This is a genomic window from Microbacterium meiriae, assembly GCF_032364335.1.
Taxonomy (GTDB): domain Bacteria; phylum Actinomycetota; class Actinomycetes; order Actinomycetales; family Microbacteriaceae; genus Microbacterium; species Microbacterium meiriae.
Genome location: NZ_CP133984.1, coordinates 2,928,520 through 2,950,015, shown reverse-complemented (window position 1 = coordinate 2,950,015; position 21,496 = coordinate 2,928,520). Strand labels below are relative to the sequence as shown.

Annotated in this window: 23 protein-coding genes; 11 read left to right on the top strand and 12 right to left on the bottom strand. The window is 67.9% G+C overall.

What is annotated here, in order from left to right; genetic code table 11:
- The first annotated feature begins 9 nt into the window (after positions 1-9).
- Together nrdF and RI211_RS14440 are read left to right on the top strand one after the other, a co-directional pair.
- Positions 10-990, top strand: a complete 981-nt coding sequence (gene nrdF, locus RI211_RS14445) for a class 1b ribonucleoside-diphosphate reductase subunit beta (protein WP_060922463.1) — start codon at positions 10-12, stop codon at positions 988-990.
- Between the two features lie 18 nt (positions 991-1,008).
- A complete protein-coding gene (locus RI211_RS14440) occupies positions 1,009-3,216 on the top strand; it encodes an nSTAND3 domain-containing NTPase (RefSeq protein ID WP_396654952.1) in 2,208 nt (735 codons plus the stop codon).
- A 261-nt stretch (positions 3,217-3,477) separates the two neighbouring features.
- On the opposite strand, the gene RI211_RS14435 is transcribed toward RI211_RS14440, so the two are convergent.
- From RI211_RS14435 to RI211_RS14420, 4 genes are all read right to left on the bottom strand, one after another.
- On the bottom strand, positions 3,478-3,789 hold the full coding sequence (locus RI211_RS14435) for a hypothetical protein (protein WP_315638328.1): 312 nt from the start codon (positions 3,787-3,789) through the stop codon (positions 3,478-3,480).
- 58 nt (positions 3,790-3,847) lie between these two features.
- On the bottom strand, positions 3,848-4,324 hold the full coding sequence (locus tag RI211_RS14430) for an adenylyltransferase/cytidyltransferase family protein (RefSeq protein ID WP_259954064.1): 477 nt from the start codon (positions 4,322-4,324) through the stop codon (positions 3,848-3,850).
- A 73-nt stretch (positions 4,325-4,397) separates the two neighbouring features.
- Positions 4,398-5,006: a hypothetical protein gene (locus RI211_RS14425; RefSeq protein WP_315638329.1), complete on the bottom strand. Its 609-nt coding sequence runs from the start codon at positions 5,004-5,006 to the stop codon at positions 4,398-4,400.
- A 109-nt stretch (positions 5,007-5,115) separates the two neighbouring features.
- Positions 5,116-5,430: a hypothetical protein gene (locus tag RI211_RS14420; protein ID WP_315638330.1), complete on the bottom strand. Its 315-nt coding sequence runs from the start codon at positions 5,428-5,430 to the stop codon at positions 5,116-5,118.
- 212 nt (positions 5,431-5,642) lie between these two features.
- On the opposite strand from RI211_RS14420, the gene RI211_RS14415 reads away from it, so the two are divergent.
- Positions 5,643-6,314, top strand: a complete 672-nt coding sequence (locus RI211_RS14415; RefSeq protein ID WP_315638331.1) for a hypothetical protein — start codon at positions 5,643-5,645, stop codon at positions 6,312-6,314.
- Positions 6,315-6,331: 17 nt separating this feature from the next.
- Here the strand turns inward: RI211_RS14415 and RI211_RS14410 are convergent, their stop codons facing one another.
- Positions 6,332-6,721 (bottom strand): hypothetical protein, encoded by a 390-nt coding sequence (locus RI211_RS14410; protein ID WP_315638332.1) that lies wholly within the window; start codon positions 6,719-6,721, stop codon positions 6,332-6,334.
- Positions 6,722-6,849: 128 nt separating this feature from the next.
- Here RI211_RS14410 and RI211_RS14405 point away from each other — a divergent pair, with 128 nt between their 5' ends.
- Complete coding sequence (locus tag RI211_RS14405) at positions 6,850-7,470, top strand: cyclodeaminase/cyclohydrolase family protein (protein WP_315638333.1); 621 nt, start codon at positions 6,850-6,852, stop codon at positions 7,468-7,470.
- A gap of 27 nt (positions 7,471-7,497) precedes the next feature.
- On the opposite strand, the gene RI211_RS14400 is transcribed toward RI211_RS14405, so the two are convergent.
- Positions 7,498-8,178, bottom strand: a complete 681-nt coding sequence (locus RI211_RS14400; protein ID WP_315638334.1) for a hypothetical protein — start codon at positions 8,176-8,178, stop codon at positions 7,498-7,500.
- Between the two features lie 146 nt (positions 8,179-8,324).
- On the opposite strand from RI211_RS14400, the gene RI211_RS14395 reads away from it, so the two are divergent.
- On the top strand, positions 8,325-8,840 hold the full coding sequence (locus RI211_RS14395) for a hypothetical protein (RefSeq protein ID WP_315638335.1): 516 nt from the start codon (positions 8,325-8,327) through the stop codon (positions 8,838-8,840).
- A gap of 305 nt (positions 8,841-9,145) precedes the next feature.
- The gene (locus tag RI211_RS14390; RefSeq protein ID WP_315638336.1) at positions 9,146-10,636 is read left to right on the top strand and encodes a thioester domain-containing protein; all 1,491 of its coding nucleotides are present in this window, start codon (positions 9,146-9,148) and stop codon (positions 10,634-10,636) included.
- Here the strand turns inward: RI211_RS14390 and RI211_RS14385 are convergent.
- The 3 genes from RI211_RS14385 to RI211_RS14375 all read right to left on the bottom strand — a co-directional run bounded on the left by RI211_RS14385 (position 10,604) and on the right by RI211_RS14375 (position 12,937).
- Positions 10,604-11,614 carry a cation efflux transmembrane domain-containing protein gene (locus RI211_RS14385; protein WP_259954052.1) on the bottom strand — a complete coding sequence of 337 codons (1,011 nt, stop codon included), beginning with the start codon at positions 11,612-11,614 and terminating at the stop codon, positions 10,604-10,606. The two genes, RI211_RS14390 and RI211_RS14385, sit on opposite strands and share 33 nt — an antisense overlap.
- Positions 11,611-12,096 carry a transporter substrate-binding domain-containing protein gene (locus tag RI211_RS14380; protein ID WP_315638337.1) on the bottom strand — a complete coding sequence of 162 codons (486 nt, stop codon included), beginning with the start codon at positions 12,094-12,096 and terminating at the stop codon, positions 11,611-11,613. Before RI211_RS14380 ends, RI211_RS14385 begins: the two co-directional genes overlap by 4 nt.
- 124 nt (positions 12,097-12,220) lie before the next feature.
- On the bottom strand, positions 12,221-12,937 hold the full coding sequence (locus tag RI211_RS14375; RefSeq protein WP_315638338.1) for a helix-turn-helix transcriptional regulator: 717 nt from the start codon (positions 12,935-12,937) through the stop codon (positions 12,221-12,223).
- A gap of 136 nt (positions 12,938-13,073) precedes the next feature.
- Here RI211_RS14375 and RI211_RS14370 point away from each other — a divergent pair, with 136 nt between their 5' ends.
- The 4 genes from RI211_RS14370 (at position 13,074) to RI211_RS14355 (ending at position 17,268) form a co-directional block, all read left to right on the top strand.
- Positions 13,074-14,474, top strand: coding sequence for an MFS transporter (locus tag RI211_RS14370; RefSeq protein WP_259954045.1), 1,401 nt, complete (start codon positions 13,074-13,076; stop codon positions 14,472-14,474).
- A 9-nt stretch (positions 14,475-14,483) separates the two neighbouring features.
- Positions 14,484-15,590 (top strand): sensor histidine kinase, encoded by a 1,107-nt coding sequence (locus tag RI211_RS14365; RefSeq protein ID WP_315638339.1) that lies wholly within the window; start codon positions 14,484-14,486, stop codon positions 15,588-15,590.
- The gene (locus RI211_RS14360; protein WP_315638340.1) at positions 15,587-16,264 is read left to right on the top strand and encodes a response regulator; all 678 of its coding nucleotides are present in this window, start codon (positions 15,587-15,589) and stop codon (positions 16,262-16,264) included. Before RI211_RS14365 ends, RI211_RS14360 begins: the two co-directional genes overlap by 4 nt.
- Positions 16,265-16,401: 137 nt before the next feature.
- Positions 16,402-17,268: a CPBP family intramembrane glutamic endopeptidase gene (locus RI211_RS14355; protein ID WP_315638341.1), complete on the top strand. Its 867-nt coding sequence runs from the start codon at positions 16,402-16,404 to the stop codon at positions 17,266-17,268.
- 19 nt (positions 17,269-17,287) lie between these two features.
- On the opposite strand, the gene RI211_RS14350 is transcribed toward RI211_RS14355, so the two are convergent.
- The 3 genes from RI211_RS14350 to RI211_RS14340 form a co-directional block, all read right to left on the bottom strand.
- Entirely contained in the window at positions 17,288-18,385 is a 1,098-nt protein-coding gene (locus RI211_RS14350) for a YihY/virulence factor BrkB family protein (protein WP_315638342.1), read from the bottom strand.
- 121 nt (positions 18,386-18,506) lie between these two features.
- Complete coding sequence (locus RI211_RS14345; protein ID WP_315638343.1) at positions 18,507-19,040, bottom strand: DUF488 domain-containing protein; 534 nt, start codon at positions 19,038-19,040, stop codon at positions 18,507-18,509.
- Positions 19,033-19,965, bottom strand: a complete 933-nt coding sequence (locus tag RI211_RS14340) for a LysR family transcriptional regulator (RefSeq protein ID WP_315638344.1) — start codon at positions 19,963-19,965, stop codon at positions 19,033-19,035. The genes RI211_RS14345 and RI211_RS14340 overlap by 8 nt, the downstream gene beginning before the upstream one ends.
- Positions 19,966-20,111: 146 nt before the next feature.
- On the opposite strand from RI211_RS14340, the gene RI211_RS14335 reads away from it, so the two are divergent.
- Positions 20,112-21,488 (top strand): MFS transporter, encoded by a 1,377-nt coding sequence (locus RI211_RS14335; RefSeq protein ID WP_315638345.1) that lies wholly within the window; start codon positions 20,112-20,114, stop codon positions 21,486-21,488.
- Positions 21,489-21,496 lie beyond the last annotated feature (8 nt).

Sequence of the window (21,496 nt, the reverse complement as noted above, 5' to 3'; positions counted from 1 at the left end):
AGGACAAGAATGACTCCTCACTCCCCGCTCAAGCTGGTCTCCAGCGTGCAGGCGATCAACTGGAACCGCATCCAGGACGACAAGGACCTCGAGGTCTGGAACCGTCTGGTGAACAACTTCTGGCTGCCGGAGAAGGTGCCGCTGTCGAACGACGTGCAGTCGTGGAACACGCTCACCCCCGACGAGCAGCTGCTCACCATGCGGGTGTTCACCGGGCTCACGCTCCTGGACACGATCCAGGGCACCGTCGGCGCGGTGTCGCTGATCCCTGACGCGATCACGCCTCACGAGGAGGCCGTCTACACGAACATCGCGTTCATGGAGTCGGTGCACGCGAAGAGCTACTCCTCGATCTTCTCGACGCTCGCGTCGACGAAGGAGATCGACGAGGCGTTCCGCTGGTCCACGGAGAATGCGAACCTTCAGAAGAAGGCGCAGATCATCATGGACTACTACCAGGGAGACGACCCGCTCAAGCGCAAGGTCGCCTCGACGCTGCTGGAGTCGTTCCTGTTCTACTCGGGCTTCTACCTGCCGATCTACTGGTCGTCGAAGGCGAAGCTGACGAACACGGCCGACCTCATCCGCCTCATCATCCGCGACGAGGCCGTGCACGGGTACTACATCGGCTACAAGTTCCAGCGCGGACTCGAGACGGCCGACCAGGCGCGCAAGGACGAGCTCAAGGACTACACGTTCTCGCTGCTCTACGAGCTCTACGACAACGAGGTGCAGTACACGCAGGACCTCTACGACGGCGTCGGCCTGACCGAGGACGTCAAGAAGTTCCTGCACTACAACGCCAACAAGGCCCTCATGAACCTGGGCTACGAGGCGATGTTCCCCTCCAGCGTCACCAACGTGAACCCGGCGATCCTGTCGGCGCTCTCCCCGAACGCGGACGAGAACCACGACTTCTTCAGTGGGTCGGGCTCGTCCTACGTCATCGGCAAGGCCGAGGCCACGGAAGACGACGACTGGGACTTCTGAGGAACCGCGGGTGCGGAATTGCGCGCATATGAATCGCTCTCTTCATACGACTTTGAGCGTCTAGTTAGGGACCTTCTTCAAGCCGAATGGAAGGAGAGGCTCGAGTCGTTCTCTCCTGGGCCGGATGGTGGGGTCGACGTCCGGCTTCTGCGCGCTGGCGCACTGCGTACCGTCCAGTGTAAGCACTCGCCGGGACGAACGCTCCTTCAGCTTAAGTCGAAGCTGGAGCGTGAAGCTAGAAAGGTGGCTTCAAGCGACCTTGGCGAGTACTGGCTAGCGACAACAGCGCGCGCGAGCCCGGGAGCGAAAGCTACAATCGCCGCAATATTTGGGAAACAGAAGCTGCGGCAAGAGCACATTCTTGCATGTGAGGATCTCGAGAACCTTCTCGATCGTCACGGTGAGGTTGAGCGCCTGCACGTGAAGCTATACGTTTCGAGCCTGGCGGTGCTAAAGACTGTTTTGCATCATGCAGTATACGAGCGGCAACGATATTTTCTCGAGCGCGCCGCAAGGCGGGCGAGACTATTCGTTACGAGTGACGCGACTCAGTTCGTGCACGAATCGCTAGGGAAGTACGGGATGTCGATCATCACCGGTCCTCCCGGGGTGGGGAAGACTACACTCGCAGAATCGGTAGCTCTGACATATGCTGCGGACGGCTACGAGGTCTTCGACGTTCGGAATGCCTCGGAGATAGAGAACGTGTGGCAGCCCGGTGCGAAGCAGCTGTTTCTGTACGACGACTTTCTCGGTCAAACAAGCCTTATGGAGAAGCTGTCGAAGGGTGAGGATCACTCCCTCGACTTACTAGCGCAGCGACTACGCGATTCGAAATCACACAAGATGATTCTGACCACGCGTCAGTACATCCTGACTGCAGCTCAAAGCACCTATAGTAAGTTGCGAACTGCCCGCGTTCTCGATTCAAACGTTGTTGTAGATGTCAGTACGTACAACGCGTTTCAACGCGGACATATCCTGTTCAATCATATTTACTACTCCGGGCCAGGGCAGGCCGCTAGGCGAAGTATTATCCGCAATCGCGCCTATCTCCGAGTGATTAGGCACCCCAACTACAATCCTCGTCTGATCGAGTCGATTGTGTCCGCTGCTCAAGCACTTGGGGGTGGGTCGAAGGGCGCAGGGTTTGCGGAGTTCATGTTGAGTTCGCTGAACTCGCCCTCTGCCTTGTGGAACAGTGTGTACGAGGTGGAGCTCTCCAGTGCCCAGAGAGCGCTGGCGTTAGCGATCTGTGTCGGGTTGACGGATACTTCTAAGGCAAGTGCAAGTGCGACTGCGCAATCGGTTTTATCGGCGTGGGGTGAATCTACGGTGGTAACTGACTCTGACGTAGACGTCCTCGAGGGTATTTTTATTGATGTTGACCGAGACGCGTTCGGAGAATATGAGTTCTCGGCAAAAAACCCAAGCATCAGAGACTTTCTACTATCGCGACTCTTTTCAGATCTTCGAGCTTTCAGGGCGCACCTGCAATCAGCAGAACCTTCATCGATCGCAGTCCTCTTCGCAATGCTGAGTGGCAAGGGAATCCGCGCCTCCAGGCCGTGGCAGGATCTTGAGGTTCCAAGCCGGGTGGCTCTTTTGGGAGCAGTCGATGAGTTCTTCGTGCCGATTCTGAGGCGGTCTCGAGGACTAGACGGTCTACGGCTCGTTGCCATGGGCATGGGCGTTCTGGATGATCATGCTCACAGGGGTCGGGTTAGCGCGACAACCGACATACTGAAGCTCACGCATGATTTCATGCGTGAGGAGTCAGATGTTGACGCGCGTATTCGGGCGTACTGGGCGCTTGAGCCGTTGCTGACTGCGAGTGAGGCGGAGATTCTCGCCACGGAAGTTCGCCGAGTATGGGTCGATGATGAGATTGGGATGCACGACATCTCAGCGGCTCACGAGTTTGAGCGCGAATGCGAGTCTGGGGTGGAGTCACATCTCGAAGCCATGCTTGTCGAGAGCATCGAATGGGCCCTCGATGATCCCGACAGGGACGGGTACGATTCGGATTTTGAATTGCTCCACGCTTTGCAGAGCGTACTCGAGTCTTTCCCGGTCGAATTTGTGGACGTGCAAGAGAGAGTCCGGGAGCGGTTGAATGAAGTATGGGAGCCCGACCCGGACGACGACTTCGACCGTCGTGAGTGGTCGAACAGCGACCGCGAGGATCTTCACGAGGTCGATGTCCTCTTCGCTCACCTTGGATGAACCTGGGCTACGGCATCGGCAAGGCCGAGGCCACGGAAGACGACGACTGGGACTTCTGAGTCCGTGGTGCGGCGCCACGCCGTGTGGCGCCGCACCAGGTTCGGGGCGACGCACTGTTCGGCGGTTCCTCGACGCGGCGGCGCAGCTTGATGGGGTCGCTCGCGACGTGCGGGTTCAGGCACCGTGATCTCGTGAGGCGGGCGTGAGATAAGACGCAGGGGCATCCTTCGTGTTCCGGCAGAGATCGCGGGAGCCCGAACCTCAGCGTGCGCTCAGGACGAAGGCCAGAACCGCTCCCAGGACAGTGCCCGCGAGCATCGCGGCGGCCGTCCAACCGACGACGCGACCTCGGGCGACCTGGCGTTTCGTTGCGTACACGCCCGCGCCGAGGCCACCCACCACCACTGCCGCCATCGTCACGCCGGCGACGAGCGCTTGGACCCTGTAGTCCGGCGTCGGCGGGGCAGGATCGACGAGCGGAGTCGCGAAGCGGTAGGTCATGACGACGCCGAGGGCGACGAGCGAGACCGCGGTCATCGCTGCGATCAACCCCCACGCTGTCGATGTGCGCATCCGTCACCTGTTCTTCGCGGAGTTCGATGACCGGAGGTCGCCACAGGCAGAACGCGGGTCAGTGACCCGCGGCGCGCTCCGCTTCCTTCTCCGCGACGATCCTCCGGAGGCCCGAGCTGGAGAACCGATGGTCTCGGCTGTTGAAGTAGAGCTCGATGCCACTCTCCTCGCAGTACGCGCGGCCGGTGAAGTCCCGATCGCGGTACTCATCCCCGACGATGCGCACATCGAGCTTGAAGGACCGAAGGATGTCCTCGAGGTCCTGCTCCGTCGAGTACGGCACGATCTCATCCACGTGCTGACAGCCGCGAAGCTGGATGTAGCGCTCCACGACCGTCTGCGTCGGCGCGTTCTTCTCCGGGCGGTCCAGGGTCGGATCCATCTGCAGGCCGACGATGAGGTAGTCGCACTGCCGCTTCGCCTCGGCGAGCATCATGATGTGCCCTGCGTGCAGCAAGTCGAAGGTGGAGAAGGTGATCCCCACTCGCGGTCCGGGGTTGTAGTCGCGCCGTTGCGCCATGGACTCGTCAGACAAAATGTTCCCCCCTGTTTCCCGTACTCTACCGGCCCGCGCTCGCGCGTCGATTCCGGTCGCGGAGTCGCTCGCGTCAGGCGCCGTCGCCGAGCACCGGAACGCCCCAGATGCGTGCCGCGTCAGAGATCAAACGGTCCATGCCGTCCGGTGACTCCCGGCGAAGCGGCGCGTCGTCCCTGGTCACCGGGACCGGGATCGTGGCCTGTCCCGCTCCCTGCGAGACCACGATCTCGAGGGTCGGGTAGAGGAAGGCGCCCTCCTGGATGGCACCTCTCGTCACGCCCTGGATCCGATCCCGCGGCACGCTGTATGCGGTGAGGAGACGGTCCCCGCCGCGGACCACCCGGAACCCCGAAGGGTCGATGACGCCCGTGGGGCTCGCCGTCAACAGGCCGCGGGGGGCGGGGCCGAGTGCGAGGAGGGGGATCGCACGTGACAGGTAGGCTGCAACACCGTTGAGCGCGTAGGAGCCGAAGGTTCGCGCCTGCGGCTCGCGCTCCCGCAGTGCTCGCCGCTGGGTGCGCTGCAGTCGTTGGATGCGTCCGAGCACGATCCAGATGATCAGACCCGCGAGCAGTACCCCCGTCGCGAACACCAGCGATGTCGCCACAGGCGGCTCGCCCTCGACCAGGGGACGCACGAGTGTCCCCCAGACGAAGAACGCCGCCAGGGCCACAGCCATCGCGAGCATCAGTCTGTTGGCGGGCGGGTTCCGGCGCACGAGGGCTCTCTTTCAGGAAGCAGTGAGGGCGAGGGTTGTCGGGGCTAGCTGACGCCCTGTTCGCGGCGGTTCAGCCACCCATGAGGAACGCGGCGGCGGGAAGGACCGACACGGCCCCCAGTACGGTTCCCGCGACCGGCCACGCGTAGCCGCCGCGGTCGGCACGGGCGAAGACGAGCCCGATGACGCCGAGGATGAGGGCGATGCCACCGAAGAGGAGCGCGAGCGGCAGCGTGAGGAACAACAGCCATCCGTAGTTCGGGTCCGTCGTCCCCGCCAAGACGAAGACGATTGCGGTCGGCACGATCCCCACGAGCGCCACGACGGTGGCCGCGACCCCACATCCGAAGGCTCGGCGACGAGGTGACGGGATGATCTGGCTCACGGGGCGATCCTAGCCACAGCCTGATCGCGCGACGAAAGCGTCGTTCTCGGTGACCACGGCTCCACGCGATCGGAGGATGCGAAGATGAGGGGCGAGCCGGGGGAGGGGTGGCCGATGAACACCGAACACGACGAGGGCGTCAGCGCGTTGCGAGGGGTCGTCGGCCCGGTGCTCCGCGGCGCCGGTCAGCCGACGAGGGGAGCGGAGGGCGCATGCGATCGATGACCCCGATCCCGGGGGACCCGTGGCCGCACGACATGATCATCACCGTCGACGATCGCCCTCACGCCCTGCTCGAACTGCTCTGGGTCCGGGAGGCGCACGGGCTGGTCCCCGTCGACGACGCGCTCCCGCCGCTCCTGGTCGACCGACCAGCGGAGGCGGAGCGGCCCGTGGACGCGCAGACCCGTGAGCACTGGGCGGAGGTCTGGCCCCGGATCTGGGACAAGGCTGTCGCGCACGCCGCGACGGAGCCGGATCGGGCCTTGTTCGACCGCGCCCTCGATCCGACGATGGGCCCGGATGAGCGGGAGACGCTGCTCGGCCAGCTCGTCGGCCCCACGGCGCGGGATGAGTTCGGAGACGATGTCTTCGACGACGCGGCCTACCGCGAATGGGAGCGGCGTGGCTCCGACGCGCACCTCGCGACGAACCGCACGACACTCGCGGACAGCCCTGAACACCGGGACGTGGCAACGCTCGCCGACGCCTGGCGTCGGGGCCTCGGGAAGGTGGCGACGCTGCCGTGCCGGGGGACGTACGTCCGGCAGATCGGACCGTATGCGCTCCTGGTCACCGATGAGGTGCGGAGCGACGCCGCCGCGTACCGTGCGGCGCTGGACTCGTTCGGCCGAGGTCTCCCGGAGCGCCCGTCGATGGCGTGACGGACCAGCGGCCCGAGTCAGAGGACGAGCGGGAGGAACGATACGATCAGGCCGGCGGCACCGACCGCGGCGAAGACGACCCCGACAGTCCGCAGGACCCGACGCAGATGCGGCGGCTCACCGATCCGGATGCGGGTCGGGTCGTTCGAGCTGTGGAACCCGTCGAGCCATCCATCGGTGGTGGCCGTGGGCTCGCTGCGGCGCAGCGGTCTCTCGTGGAAGTCGCCGCCTGCGAACCAGCGAGCGGTGGGGCGGCCGTCCCGATCGATCACGGCGATCTCGACGGGGATCCACTGCCCCTCGACGAGCCGGATCAGCAGGGCCACGATGAGGAGCGGCACGCCGATACCGAGGCCGATCCAGGACAGCACCTCGCCGACGACGGAGAGGGTGTCGACGAGCTGCACGACTCCATCGTAGAGAGAGGACGAGGCTCGTATCGTGACAGGTGCGTCGCGTCGCGAGCTGCACGAGACACCGTGCCTCACTCCCGACCCTCGCACGGCGCACACGGCGCGCCGATAGTCTGACCGGCATGACGGATTCCCCAGACGTCCCGACATCACGCCCGATGGATGGATGGCTCGATGCCCTGAGCCAGCCCACCGGATCGCCGGGCGGAGGAGCGGCGTCGGGAGTGATGCTCGGCCTGAGCGCCGCCCTGATGTCCATGGTGGCCGCATACACCACCGATGAGCCCGCCGCCGTCCAGAGCGCCGACCGCCTCGTGCGCCTTCGTGCCGAGATCCTGCGGGCGGTCGAAGCGGACGGACCGGTGTCGGCGGATCTCGGCGCCGCGCTCGCTCTGCCGACGGACGATGGGGCGCGGGAGGAGCGCGTCCGTGCAGCGGCCGTCGACGCCGCGCAGTCGGTCGCGAGGCTCGGGCGCCTCGCCCTCGCTCTGCTCCCCGAAGCGCGCACGCTCTCGGACGACGGCAACCCGCATCTCGCGGTGGATCTCGCCGTCGCGACGGAGGCTCTGCATGGCGGGCTGTCCGGGGCCTCTTTGAACCTGCGCGCGAATCTGCAGCTCGCCCGCAGGCACGGGGCTACCACGCCGATGCTGGCGTCCCTCACGGAAGACGTCGCGCGCCTGGCCGAGGCGCGCACTCAGGTCGGGAGGATCACTGCCGAGCTCTCGGAACGTCTGGACTGACGCGGGCACCGAGCGCGCATGAGGGACTCACCCCTGCGTGAGGCGATACGAGGGTCGGCGCAGCGCGCGCACCGAGGGATACGTCTCCGCCCCAGGGAGTGGGCGCCGATCGATGTCGAAGCGCAGATTCGCGTCGTCCTCAGTGTGGGGTGACTCGAGCCGCACGTCGGCGAACGGGCGCCACCTCCCACCCGGCGAGGCGAAGTACAACCGGAGCTCCCACGGTTCGATGTCGACTGCTCGGCGGAGCTCGCGGAGCCCGCCAGGAAGCCTGCGCGACGGCACAGTGCGCGCGCACAGCATGATCGGCCCGCTCGGCGTCCGGTATGGGACAACGCTGCTGAGGGTCGCTCGGGTCGGCGTCAGACGGGGGAGGAGCAGGAAGCGACCGGGCACGCCGATGCCCGTGGAGGCCAGCTGAAGGTCGACCTCGTCATCGCCCTGCGCCCAACGCAGACCGAGCCCGTAGACGTCGGGCGCCCACGTCGGCAGTCCGATCGAGCGCGAGACTCGGGCGACGACGGGCACCTCAGCGGCGTGCGGATCGTCGATCCCCGCGATGCCGGAACCGGGATGGGGCCGCATCACCAGTCTCCCGTCGAAGACGGCACCGTGCGCGTGGATCGGCCGAGGACGTCGGACGACGAGGATGGCCGCCATGGCCGCTCGAAGGACCATGGCCAAGACCCGGGACAGGAAAGCGCTCATGCCGCCATGATGATCCCGGCTCCCCGGCGGATCGACCCCTTGGCATCGTTCCCCGGTGACTCGCTACCATGTCGACGCGAGGAGCTCGGCGGTCCGGGGGCGTCTCCATCTTCGGTCTGCAGGGCTGTCTTGATAGCATCCCGCCCATGAGCACGCCGGACTCCGATGCCGCTCGGCCCGAGCACGACCGCGCCGCAATCAAGGAGCGCGTGTACGCCACCTTCACGGGCCTCGCCATCGTGCTCGTGCAGAACTCCAACGTGGAGCACACCAGCGCCCTGCAGGCCACGGTGACTCTGCTCGTCGGCATCGTCGCCATCGCCCTCGCGGGCTTCGCCGCCGATCTGGTCGCCCATCTCGCGGCGCACGGCAGCTTCCCCCGAGGGTCCGAGCTGCGGGATGTGCTGCGGCTCACCGGTACAGCGCTGGGATCGGCGGCGGTGCCACTGCTCGTCCTCCTCGTCGCCGTGCTCGGATGGATCGAGCTGCGGACGGCGCTGACCATCGCGTCGATCGTCTACGTCGCGATCCTCGGACTCATCGGATACGTCGCCGTCCGCCGGACAGGAGTGAGCGGATGGCAGCAGCTCATCGCCCTGGGGATCCTCGTCGGGCTCGGCGGCATCGTCGTGCTCGTCCAACAGCTCGCGCACGGACACTGACGGACACACCCGTTGCGCGGGCCGTACGCATGGTTCATCCTGAACGTGCTGCACCGATCGACTCGGGGGGCCTTGCCGGTCGCGCTGCGGCCGACGGAGCGCCTGCCACCCAACTCCCTCCCCCGGCGGGCGCTCCGCTGCGCGAGAGGGTGCTCGCTTGCGCGAGAATCCCGGGACTCACCCGGGTGAACATCGCTCAGCCCCTTTTCGCTGAAGGAGCTTGTGCCTATCGTCGGTGACCAACGGCGGGCTGTCGCAGGTCGGGGAACCCGTCACTCGGATCATCGGCGAGATCGAGGGACACCATGCACACCGAGACGACGCGATCGCGTACGCGCACGGCAGGGGCTCTTCTGGCGACGGCCATCGCTGCGGCGATGGTGCTCTTCGGAGCTACCCCGGCATCGGCTCTGTGGGATCCCGATCCGGTGCTTCCGCGGGCCGGCTTCTTCACGCAGGTCACCATCACCGGCTCGCAGTACCCGACGAACGTGACCGGCGAGCTGACGACGCTGGGGCCCACGCCCGGCCCCTATCCGGCGACCGGGGCCTCCGTGGAGGCCGTGAGCCCCCAGCTGATCACCATCGCCGATCCGGTCTCGGGGGCGACGGCCTCGGCGTACTGCATCGATTTCAGTACCGAGACCGGCGTCGGGGCGGGCTACAACATCGGCGAGTGGGACGAGTCCAACGTGCCCAACCTCGACTACATCAACTACATCCTCACCAACTACTTCCCGTTCGACACGAGCAACCCGATCTCCGGGCTCACCCTCGCCCAGCAGGTGGCGGCCGTGCAGAGCGCGATCTGGTACTTCAGCGACGGATTCGTCCTGGCCACCGGCACCACCGCGACCATCCGGAACGCCACGGCCGCTGTCGTCCAGGATGCGCTGGACAGCGGAGGTCTCCCGGAGCCGTCGGTGCCGACGCTCGGCATCGAGCCCGGCACGACGACGATCCCGGAAGACGGCTCGATCGTGGGACCGTTCACCGTCTCGGGCACCGCCAGCGGCACGCTCGACGCCGCCGCGGGCGTCGAGGTCTTCCTCGATCAGGCCGGAACCCAGCCCGTTCCGGTCGGCACGGCTGTCGCGTCCGGGGCGCAGCTCTGGGCGCGCTGGACCGGACCCGCGGCACCCGTGAACGGCTTCCGGATCACGGCGCAGGTGCCCCTGACGCAGGGCACGGTCTATCTCTACGACCCGGAGTCCTCGGACAGACCCGCAGCGCAGAAGCTGGTCCTCGCGCAGACGACGACGCTCCCGGTCCGCGCCGGGGTCCGGGCGACGCCCTACGCCTCCGGCGAGATCACCGTGCAGAAGATCATCACCGGTGACGGCGCGGGACTTCAGGGCGCCATCACGATCGACCTGGCCTGCACGCCCGCCCCGGCACCGGGCGTCGTCGTCTCCGCCACGGTCCCCGCCGGAGCGACGGCCGCCGACCCCGTCGTCTTCTCCGGGCTGCCGGATGGCGCGACCTGCACGGTCAGCGAGTCCGCGGACGGCGCCAACGACGCGGTCACGCTCGCCGCGCAGACCATCGAACCGGCGACCGTGACGGTGGACGCCGTTGCGACCACCCCGGTGGCGGTGACCGTGACGAACACCTACGACCCCGTCGAGTCGCCGAGCAACGGCGGCGGCGAGGAAGGCGGCGAGGGCGGCGGTGAGGGCGAAGGGCTCGCCGCCTCCGGGCCGACGCCGATGACGGGCGCGCTGACGGTGGCCGGGCTCGGTCTCCTGCTCGCGGGTGCCCTGCTACGGGTGCGGCGACGGGCGAACCTGCGCTGACGATGCCTCGTCCTCGTCCTCCCGCCGCGTCAGATGGTCGGCGAGTTCGGGCACGAGCACGAGGACGACGTCGACGAGCTTCCAGTCCAGCTCGTGGCACTCCTGGCGCGCGCGGTCGAGGTCGGCCAGGGAGGGCAGGGCATCGTCGACGGGCACGATGAACGCTTCGACGTGGAAGAACTGGCCTTGATCCCTCGTCCGCACCGCGACGTCGCGGACCCAGGGCAGGGTGCGGAGGTGGTCCAGCACGGCGTGGGAGTCGGGGTGCGGCTTCTCGTCGTCGAAGGTCGTCGCCCTGGTGTCCATGAGGTCGGTGATCGCGGCTCGGGTGTTGCGCCACCCGTCCCAGAGGATGCTCCCCGCGATGAAGGTCGCCGCGGCGGCGTCCGCCCACCACAGCCCGAGCCCGATCCCGCCGACCCCGACGATCGAGCCGGCCGCGGTCATCCAGTCGGCCTTGTTCATGTCCGCATCGGCATAGAGGACCTTGTTGTGCAGATCCTTGGCCAGGCGCATCTTCACACGCCCGAAGTAGATCGGCAGCGGAATGGTCAGCGCCATCATGCCCATCATCAGCCAGCCCGACCAGATCACGTGGCCGAACACCTGGACCGACCCGATCGGAGGCCGGTCGCCGCTCACCAGCCCGATGACGGAATCGACCAGGAGGAACGCGCCCATCGCGAACAGGGCGACGCCGGCGACGAGGTGGGCCACACCGACGGAGCGGAAGAACCCGTACGGGTATTTGACGGTCGGCGGCTTCGCGATGATGCGGACGGCGACGAGGAAGGCGATCGGCGGGGCGAGGGAGAGCAGGTCCTCGATCCACGCGGCCTTCATCGCCTGCGAGCTGCCCATGACGAGGTAGACGCCGGTGATCGCCACTGCGAGGAACGCGAGCGTGAACCACTCGTAGCGGATCGCTCGACGCAGGGTGTCCTGCTGCGCGGGCGGAAGGTCGGGGTGAGCCCTCATCGCGCGTCTCCTCGTTCGAGCAGGAAGGTCTCCAGGGTGGTGAGGAACCGGTTCTCCCCCAGAACGGTGAGCATCACGTGCTTCTTCGTCTCGCCCGCGGTCGTCGCGTCGTCGAATGGGACGGTCATCGCCGCCTTCTCGACCCAGGGGGTGTCGTCGGTGAACCCGCCGACGGCCAGGTCGAGGGCATGGTCGTGCAACCGCTCGGCCAGGTTCGCCTCGCTGTCGACGGTCCAGACGACGGTCGCGTCCAGCGTCTCGGCGAACTCCTCCACGAGGCGCACTTCAACCCCGGCCGGGTCCGACGGATCGGTCGTGTCCGTCCACGGCGGGTTGTGCGTGATCCCGACCCGGATCTGGCCGTCGCGGGCCTTGTCGAGGGTGCCGTCGACGTCGGCGGGGATCGCCGTGCAGCCGGCGAGCGCTGCCGCGATCGCCGCGGCACCGGTGACGCTCGCGATCGCCCTTCGGTGATGACGCATCCACATGGCTTCGCCTCTGCCCCTCGCATAGGAAGACGCGCCGCACAGGCGGCGCGCCGGGTCATGGACCTCACCATAGCGCCGCGTCGGTGGAAAGCAATTCCCGGGCAGCGCGTCGCCGATTTCAGCGGGCGCGGGCTTCCTCGAGGTAGTTGTAAGCGGTCACCCGTGAGATCCCGAGCCGCTTCGCGATCGCCTCGACGGACTTGCGCATCTGGGTGGCTCCGCGCTGATCCAGGCGCTCCAGGACGCTGATCCTGTCGTCGCGGGACATCGCCTCGACAGGCCTGCCGATGTCCCGGATCGCCTCGGTGATCATCGCATCCATCACGGATACGAGGTCGGTGCCGAAGTGCTCCTTCGGCGCGGACTCCGATGCGGTGGCGGGCAGGAGCGCGTCCAGCAGATTGCGGGCCTCGCGGAGCGGACTGACGTCGACGTTGATGCACAGCGACGCGATGATGTCGCCCTCCCGGTTGTGGAAGTAGATGGACGAGCAGCGGAGCTCCCGGCCGTCGCTCGTGTGGGCGGTGTATCCGAACGCGTCGTGATTCTTCTGCCGATCCCGCAGCACGTCGAGTCCGAGCGAGGTGGAGGGCCCGCCGACGGCCCGTCCCGTGACATGGCCGTTCTCGATCGCGACGATCGTGTGGCCGAGGTCCACGTCGTTCCCGTCGAGGTTGTGGAGCACGACCTCGACGGAGGGTCCTGCCGCCGCAGCGAGCGCCGGCAGCAGAGGCCGGTACATCTGCAGAACCTCCTCGGCGCTCTCGTAGGTCTGCTGGCGGGACGGCAGCGGGAGCGACGCGGCGGCTCCTTCGCCGGCGGGGACTGGGAACACGGTGAACACCTCAAGCTGAACAAAAAGTACGAGTCATAGACAGAATGTCTCTGCCCCTGTTAGTTTATCGACGCCGGGGACGGTGGTCGAGGGGCGACCGCGGCCCGGCAGCGACTCATCTGGCAAGGAGGCTGGGATGACCACGACCGCGGCTCGGGGCCGACTCACGGCGAAGCAGCGCAAGACGATCGCCGGCGGTGCGATCGGCACGATCATCGAGTACTACGACTACTACCTGTACGGTCTGGCCGCGGCTGCGGTCTTCCCTGCGGTGTTCTTCTCCTCGAACGACCCGGTCGTCGCGCAGCTGTCGTCATTCGCGACGTTCGCCGTCGGGTTCTTCCTTCGTCCGCTGGGCGGCATCATCTGGGGGATCGTCGGTGACAGAGTCGGACGCAAGGTCGTCCTGATGAGCACCGTGGTCGGCATGGGGGTCGCCACCACGGGCATCGGACTCATCCCCTCCGACCAGGCGATCGGCATCGCCGCCCCGCTCCTGCTGCTCCTGTGTCGGCTCCTGCAGGGCTTCTTCGTCGGCGGGGAGATGGGGGGAGCGGCGACGATGGTGGTCGAGGCGGCTCCCACCGGCAAGCGCGGGCTCTACGGGGCCTTCCTCATCAGCGGGGCGGGAATCGCCAACGTCTTCTCCGGTGGGCTCATGGCAGCGCTCGGAGCCACCGATGACTCGTGGTTCCTGCAGTGGGGCTGGCGCATCCCGTTCGTGCTCTCGATCGTCCTCGCGATCGCCGCCGTGGTGCTGCGTCGTCAGCTCGAGGAGTCGGATGCCTTCACCGAGACGCAGACGCTGCAACTCACGATGGTCGGCAAGAAGGTCAACCCGCTGGTCGAGGCGTTCCGGCATCCGAAGAACGCGATCATGGGCGTCCTCATCGGCCTTCCGCAGTCGATCGCCGGCTACGTGGTGCTCACCTACGGTCTGGCCTTCATGGTCTCCAACGAGGAGCTCCCTGCCTGGATGGGCTTCGCCGGGACCATGATGGTCGGCCTCCTGCAGATCTTCGTGGCTCCGCTCTGGGGCGCGATCTCCGATCGCATCGGGCGCCGTACCGTGTACATCATCGGCTGTCTGGGATTCGCCGCCATGGTGTACCCGGCGTTCCTCATGTTCAGCACGGGCAACATGTGGTTGATCTGGCTGGGGCAGATCCTGGGCTTCGTCGTGTTCGGCGTCGCGATGCAGGCGACGCTGGCGACCATGCTCGCCGAGATGTTCGACCCTGAGGCGCGGACCACCGGTGTGAACATCGGGTACCAGATCTCCAATACCCTCGGCGGCGGACTCGCTCCGCTCATCTGCACGGCGCTGGTCGCGGCGGCGGGGGGAGCCTTCTGGCCCGTCGTGATCTACTCGGCCGTCATCGCCGTGGTCGGGGTGATCGCGACGCTCTCGGCATCGATCATCCCCGACGTCGAAGGGGCCGGACGCCTGCATGCGCTGGCCGGGACGCCGTCCGCGGAGGAGGCGCCGCTGGACGGCGGTGCACCGGGAGCAGTCGAGCGGGCGTCGAGAGGGTAGAGCTTCATCGTGCAGATCGTGCGCACCCGGTGGGACGTCGTCGTCGCCTGCGCCCTGATCGTGCTGTCCTTCGTGCCAGGGGTGGCGCAGCAGGGACTGGAACTCGCCGGCCTCCCGGATCGACACCTCGATCCGGGAGGTCTCATCCTGATCGCGGCGCAGGGCGGCAGCGTGGCGCTGCTGCGGAGGTGGCCCGGGACGGCGCTCGCCCTGTGCTTCTCGGCGTTCGCCGCCTTCCAGCTTCTCGGGTATCCGACCACCGTCGCCGCTCTCGGACTCCTGATCTGCCTGGTCGGCGCGGGTGCCCTCGCGTCCCGACACCGCGGCGTCATTGCCGCGGGGATGCTCTCCTGCTATCTCGTCTTCGCGGTGGTGCTCCTTCAGATCGACCAGAGCCTCGCGATCACGGACGCGGTGGTCTTCGGCGTGATGCTCGCGGCGCTGTGGCTCTGGGGCTCGTGGCTGCGAACCCAGACGGCGGCCCGACGGGAGCGCGCGCGACAGGCGGAGAAGGACGCGATCGCCGCGGAGCGCGCGCGGATCGCCCGAGAGCTGCACGATGTGGTCACGCATCACGTGACGGCGATGATGATCCAGGCCGAGGCGGGGCGGCTGCGCCCCGGCCTCGACGAGGACACGAACCGCGTGCTCGCCTCCATCGCCGAGGGAGGTCGCGCGACGCTGGTGGACCTGCGGAGTCTTCTGGGCGCGCTCGAGGCGACCGCCGACGGCTCCCGTGAACCGGCGCTGCAGACGATCGCGGAGCTCGTCGCCCGTGCCCGGTCGACCGGGCAGACGGTCCGGCTCGAGGAGCGGGGGGAGCGCCGGGTGCTGCGCGGAGCCGCAGGACTCGCGGTGGTGCGCGTCGTGCAGGAGAGCATCACCAACGCGAGGAAGCACGCCCGAGACGGCGCGGCCGATGTCCGCGTGGAGTACGCTCCGGATGCGATCCTGGTCGAGGTGACGAGTCCGCGCGGCCGCACGGCCGCCTCGGACACCACGGTCGGAGGGCGAGGAGTGATCGGGATGCGCGAGCGGGTGGAGAGCCTGGGCGGGGAGTTGCATGCCGCCGGGGAGGGCGATCTGTTCGTCGTGCGCGCGAGGATCCCGGCATGAGTCCGTCGGACGCACCGGCACCCCTGCGCATCGTGGTGTGCGACGACCAGGAGCTCGTCCGCACGGGCTTCGTCACGATCATCGACGCCCAGCCGGACATGACGGTGGTCGGGCAGGCCGCGAACGGCGAGGAGGCTCTCCGGGTCGCCGCCCGGGAGGAGCCCGACGTCGTGGTGATGGACATCCGGATGCCGATCCTCGACGGCATCGAGGCGACCAGGAGGATCGCCGGGCCCGATGTCGACAGGGCGGCACGCGTGCTCGTGGTCACCACTTTCACGATGGACGCCCTCGTCTACGACGCTCTGCGGGCCGGCGCGAGCGGCTTCCTCCTGAAGGATGCGCGACCAGACGAGCTGACGGCGGCGATCCGGACCGTCGCCGCAGGGGAGTCGTTGATCGCCCCGGCGGTGACGCGGGCGCTCATCGGCCGCTACGGTGAGCGTCTCCGGCCATCGGGGCAGGAGAGTGAGCGGTTCGATGCGCTCACCGCGCGCGAGCGGGAGGTCCTGCTCCTCCTCGCCGACGGTCGCTCGAACGCCGAGATCGCCGGACAGCTCGTGATCAGCCAGGAGACGGTGAAGACCTACGTGTCGCGGCTGCTGGTGAAGCTCGGCGTGCGGGACCGGGTGCAGGCGGTCGTGCTCGCGCACCGTCTCGGCCTGGCCACCTGACGACCTCGCCCTCGCCCCGCGGCGGTCCGGCGCTTTCGCATCCCCCGAGCGAGGGACCTGAGATGTCCACGGTCGGGCGATTCGCCCCGCTCCCGGCGTCCGTAGCGTCGTTCCTGCAGCAGTCACGAGGAGGAACGATGAACGACACGACGTGGGATCCGGACCAGGCGGAGAAGCCCGAGCGACCAGGAAGGCCGGGTCGGAGATGGGTACGGACGACCGTCCTCGTCGTCGGGCTCGGTGCGGCGATGCTGGGCGCCAACGCCGCCGCCGCTGGAGTGCAGAACGCGGCGCTCAGCCTCGTCGTCGGGCCGGCGCTCGCCGCGGGCATGATCGCCCTGTACGTCTGGGCAGGACGCCACCTCGAACGGCGAACCGTGACCGAGTTCCCCCGGGAGTCCGCGCGGAGGCACGTGGTCCTCGGCGCCCTCGGGGGGCTCGGGCTCGCGACGTTGTCGATCGGGATCATCGCCCTCTTCGGCGGCTACCGGATCACCGGATGGGGGTCGCTCGCCGGAGCACTGGCGCTCGTGGGGACGATGTGCGCCGTCGCCGTCTCGGAGGAGGTGTTCTTCCGCGGGGTCGTGTTCCGCCTGCTCCAGGGACGATGGGGCGCGACCGTGGCCCTGCTCGCATCGGCGGCGATCTTCGGCCTCCTCCACCTCGTCAACCCCGGTGCGTCGCTGTGGGGCGCGGTCGCCGTCGCGGTCGAAGCCGGGCTGATTCTCGGCGCGGCCTACCTGCTCACCGGCTCCCTCTGGCTGGCGATCGGTCTCCACCTCGGCTGGAATGTCGCCATCGGTGGGATCTTCGGAACGGTGGTGTCCGGATCGGCGGCTCGCGACGCCCTGCTCACGGGGGCGACCTCCGGTCCCGAGTGGTTGACGGGAGGCGCTTTCGGGCCGGAGGGAAGCGTCGTCTCCATCGTCGTCTGCCTGGCGGCGACCGGGGTCCTCCTGTGGGTCGCTCATCGCCGCGGTCGTGTGCTCGGGCGGATGCGATGACGTCGGGGGTGGCCGCAGGTCACGGCCGCCGCGACTCCTCCCGCGGAGGGTCGTCGCCTTCGCCGTCGTCGTCGTTCTCGACGCGGATGCGCCGTCCCTCCTCGATGTCCTTCCGCTCCTTCTCCGCCCGCTTGTCGCTCTGGCGGGTGTCGCGTGCGGGGAGCTGGATGTCGCGCTCGGCGGCGATCCCGGCCTGAAGCTGGCGGCCGCGTTCCAGCTCCGCGTCGAATTCCGCGCCGAACAGCAGGGCGAGGTTCGCGATCCACAGCCACAGCAGGAACACGATGACGCCCGCCATCGATCCGTAGGTGCGCTCGTAGTTGGAGAAGGTGGTGACGTAGAGCACGAAGCCGAGGGTGGCGACGGCCAGCACGACGATCGCCACGAGGGCACCCATGCTGATCCACCGGAACTTGGGCTGCTTGGCGTTCGGGGTCGCGTAGTAGAGCATCGCGACGAGGAAGACGACGACGAACAGCAGCAGCGGCCACTTGGCGATGCTCCACGCGAGCTGCACGCCCTCGCCGGCGCCGATCGCGTCGCCCAGCGCCGACACCACATCTCCGGAGAGCACGAGCACGATGGCGACGATGGTCAGCGAGACGACGGTGATGAGCGTGACGAGCAGCTGCATGGGGCGCAGCTTCCAGAACGGCCGCCCCTCCTCGATCTCGTAGATGCGGTTCATCACCCGGCTGAACGCCCCGACATAGCCCGAGGCCGACCACAGCGCGAGGAGGATTCCGGTCACGAGCGCGATGCCGGCGCCGGGAGCCTGGGAGATCTGCTCGATCGGACCGCGGAGAGCTTCCGCGGTCTCCGGCGGTGCCACGTCGCCGATGATGCCGAGCACGGCGTCGGCGGCGGCCCCGCCCTGGCCGAACACGCCGAGCAGCGAGAAGACGGCGATCATGGCGGGGAAGATCGAGAGCACCGCGTAGTACGTGAGGGCCGCGGCGCCGTCCATGCACTGATCGGCGGAGAACTCCCGGACGCTCTTGACCAGGACGTACTTCCACGACCGCTTCTGCAGATCGGTCGGGCTGTCCGGCTTCTCGTCGTGCTCTGGCGATGGAGCGGACGCGGATCCGCTTCGTCCTGTGGCTGCCTTCGACATGGCTCCTCCTCGGCGTCGGCGCGAGCACTGCTCCCGCGATCCAGTCCTATGAGGAGAAGAGGTGTTCCGGCACGGGGGTTGCGCGAAGACGAGACGAGGGGGATGCTGTGCCGGCGTGCGGTCATGCGGCCGGGTAGGTGACCGTCCCGTCCGCGCGGACGACCGCGCCGGTGCTGAGCTCTGCCGGATCGACGTGCCCGGGACCGAGGATGTGGCGGACGACTTCGTCCCGCGCGAGGAGGTGGTCGGCGATGATCCGTCGATGGCACCGCCACCACACGCTCTCCGAGCACATCACCGTGACGCGCCGCTCGCGGCCCTCGGCGCGGAGCTCGTCCAGGGCCTGCCCGAAGTCCGCGGAGAGGGCGTGATCGGCGTAGTTGTGGAAGCTGCGGTTCTGCCACCACGCGTTGGTCTCGAAGGGAACGTCCCTGCTCACGGGGCGGCGACCCGTCAGCCCCTCTGCACGGTGGTAGGCGATCCCGGCGGTGCGGAGGGAGGACGCGAGTGCGTCCTGGTCGAACTGCGGATGCCGCTTCGAACCGGGGAGGCGGCGCACGTCCACGACGCTCTCCACACGGCTCTCCTGCACCAACGCGAGGAACTCATCGATCGTGCGGGTGGAGTGCCCGATGGTGAAGAACGGCTCAGACATGAGGCGTCCGCACGTCCGCGCGTCCGTAGTCGCCGAGCTTCTCCACCGCGAAGTCGAGGAGGGCATCGGCACGCGACGTCAGGGTCATGTCCGCCGGCCAGATCCCCACGACGTGGGAGACCGTCACCGGGGGGTCCAGGGGGCGGATCACGACCGGGCGTCCCTCGCTGCTCACGGGCAGGGTGTTGGGGCGGGACATGAGGAGGCCGTAGCCCAGGCCTCGGCCCACGAGGGCTTCGACGAGGGCGAGCTGGCTGACGCGGGCCTCGATCCGGGGCTCGAGTCCGCGCGCGGTGAAGGCATCGATGACGTTGCGCGTCCCCGGGCTGGCGTCGTACTGGATGTAGGGCTCGTCGGCGAGGTCCGGCAGGTCCAGGGTCGCCGCATCGGCCAGCGGGTGCGCGGGCGGCAGGTGGACCTCGAGCTCGGTGGCATAGATCCGCCGACGACGGTACCCGGCGGGCAGGGACACGTTGTACACGAGCGCCACATCGAGGTCTCCCGCGTCGAGTGCCGCGAGGAGTTCCTCGTTCGTGCCGATCATGATCTCGAGCTGCACGCCCGGATGGCGCTTCGGGAAGCCTTCGAGCAGCTCCGGAACCACGCTGGTCGCGAAGCTGGCGTAGCACCCGAGCGTGACCGGGCCGCGCAGCTCGGTGCCGCGGCGCGCGTCGAGGACGAGCTCCTGAGCATCCGCGACGATCCGACGGGCCTGCTTGGCGAACTGCTGACCGGTCGGCGTCAGAGTGAGGCCGCGTGCCTTCCGTCGCACGCAGAGCTGGGCGCCGACCGCCCGCTCCAGGCTCGTCACCGCCTGGGACAGCGCCGATTCCGAGATGTGCAGATGAGCTGCCGCGGCGCTGAGGGTCGGGAAGTTGGGCAGGGCGGCGAACAGCTCGAGCTGCCTCATGCTCACGTCGGACATGACGGCCCCCCTCGATTCTTCTTCCGCTCACCTGAACTATAACCACGAAGAAGTGCGATTTACGTACAGAGTCCCCGCCCTCACGATGAGAGGGACACATCCCGATCCCCTCGCTCGCGAGGGGGACAACGACGTTAGGGACGACCATGACCTCCTCTTCCGCATCAGGCAACGCCAGCTCGCAGCGCCGCATCGCCTTCGCGACGATCATCGGCACGACCATCGAGTGGTACGACTTCTTCATCTACGCGACGAGCGCCGGGCTCGTCTTCGCACAGCTCTTCTTCCAACCCGCCGGCAAGGAGATCGGCCTGCTGCTCTCCTTCGCCACGGTCGGCATCTCCTTCCTCTTCCGTCCGCTCGGCGCCTTCCTGGCCGGGCACTTCGGCGACGTCCTGGGGCGGCGCACGATGCTCGTCCTCACCCTCGTGCTGATGGGAGCGGCCACCACCCTCATCGGTCTGTTGCCGACGTACGCCCAGATCGGGATCGCCGCGCCGATCCTCCTCCTGCTGCTCCGGATCCTCCAGGGTCTCTCGGCCGGCGGTGAGTGGGGAGGCGCGGTGCTGATGGCCGTCGAGCATGCCCCGGCCGACCGTCGAGGGCGCGCGGGGTCGTGGCCCCAGCTCGGGGTGCCCCTCGGCTTCCTCCTCGCCTCCGGAGTGACGGCCCTCATGACCGGCGTCATCACCCCGGGTGCCGCGTACCTGGAGTGGGGCTGGCGCGTGCCGTTCCTGGTGAGCGTCGTGCTCATCGCCGTCGGGTTCGTCATCCGGCGCTCCGTGTCGGAGAGCCCCGTCTTCGCGGAGATCGCACGCCGCGGACGGCAGTCCCAGGCGCCGATCGTGACCCTGTTCCGGCGCCACTGGTATCTGGTGCTCCTGGCCGCCCTCGTGTTCGCGGGCAACGGCACGCTCGGGTACATGACGACGGGTGGCTTCCTCAACAGCTATGCGATCAACGTGCAGAGCCTCGACACCACGGCGGTGCTCGTCGCCGCGTCGGTGGCCGCCGTCGTCTGGTTCTTCTCGACGCTCCTCGCCGGGTACCTCTCCGACGTGATCGGGCGGCGGAGCACCTTCCTGATCGGTTTCGCCCTGCAGGCTCTCGTCGTCTTCCCCGTGTTCTGGCTCGTCGACCACGGAGGTCTGCCGGGGCTGTACACCGCGCTCGTCCTCATCTCGACCGGACTGGGCCTCACGTACGGGCCGCTGGCCGCCTGGTACTCGGAGATCTTCCCCGCCTCGATCCGCTTCTCGGGCGTCTCGATCACCTACGCGATCGGCGCGGTGCTGGGTGGTGCGTTCGCACCGATGATCGCCCAGCTGCTGCTCGATAGGACCGGTACGACCGTGGCCGTGTCGGCCTACCTCCTGGTGGCCTCGCTCCTCGGCGGCATCGCGACGCTGTGTCTGCGGGACCGATCGGGGATTCCGCTGGGACCGGACCACGAGGCCGAGCAGGCCACGGGAGCCACGATGTTCCGGTCGCGTCCGGCTGCGCCCGCGCCGGCCGCGAAGTGAGAGGACGC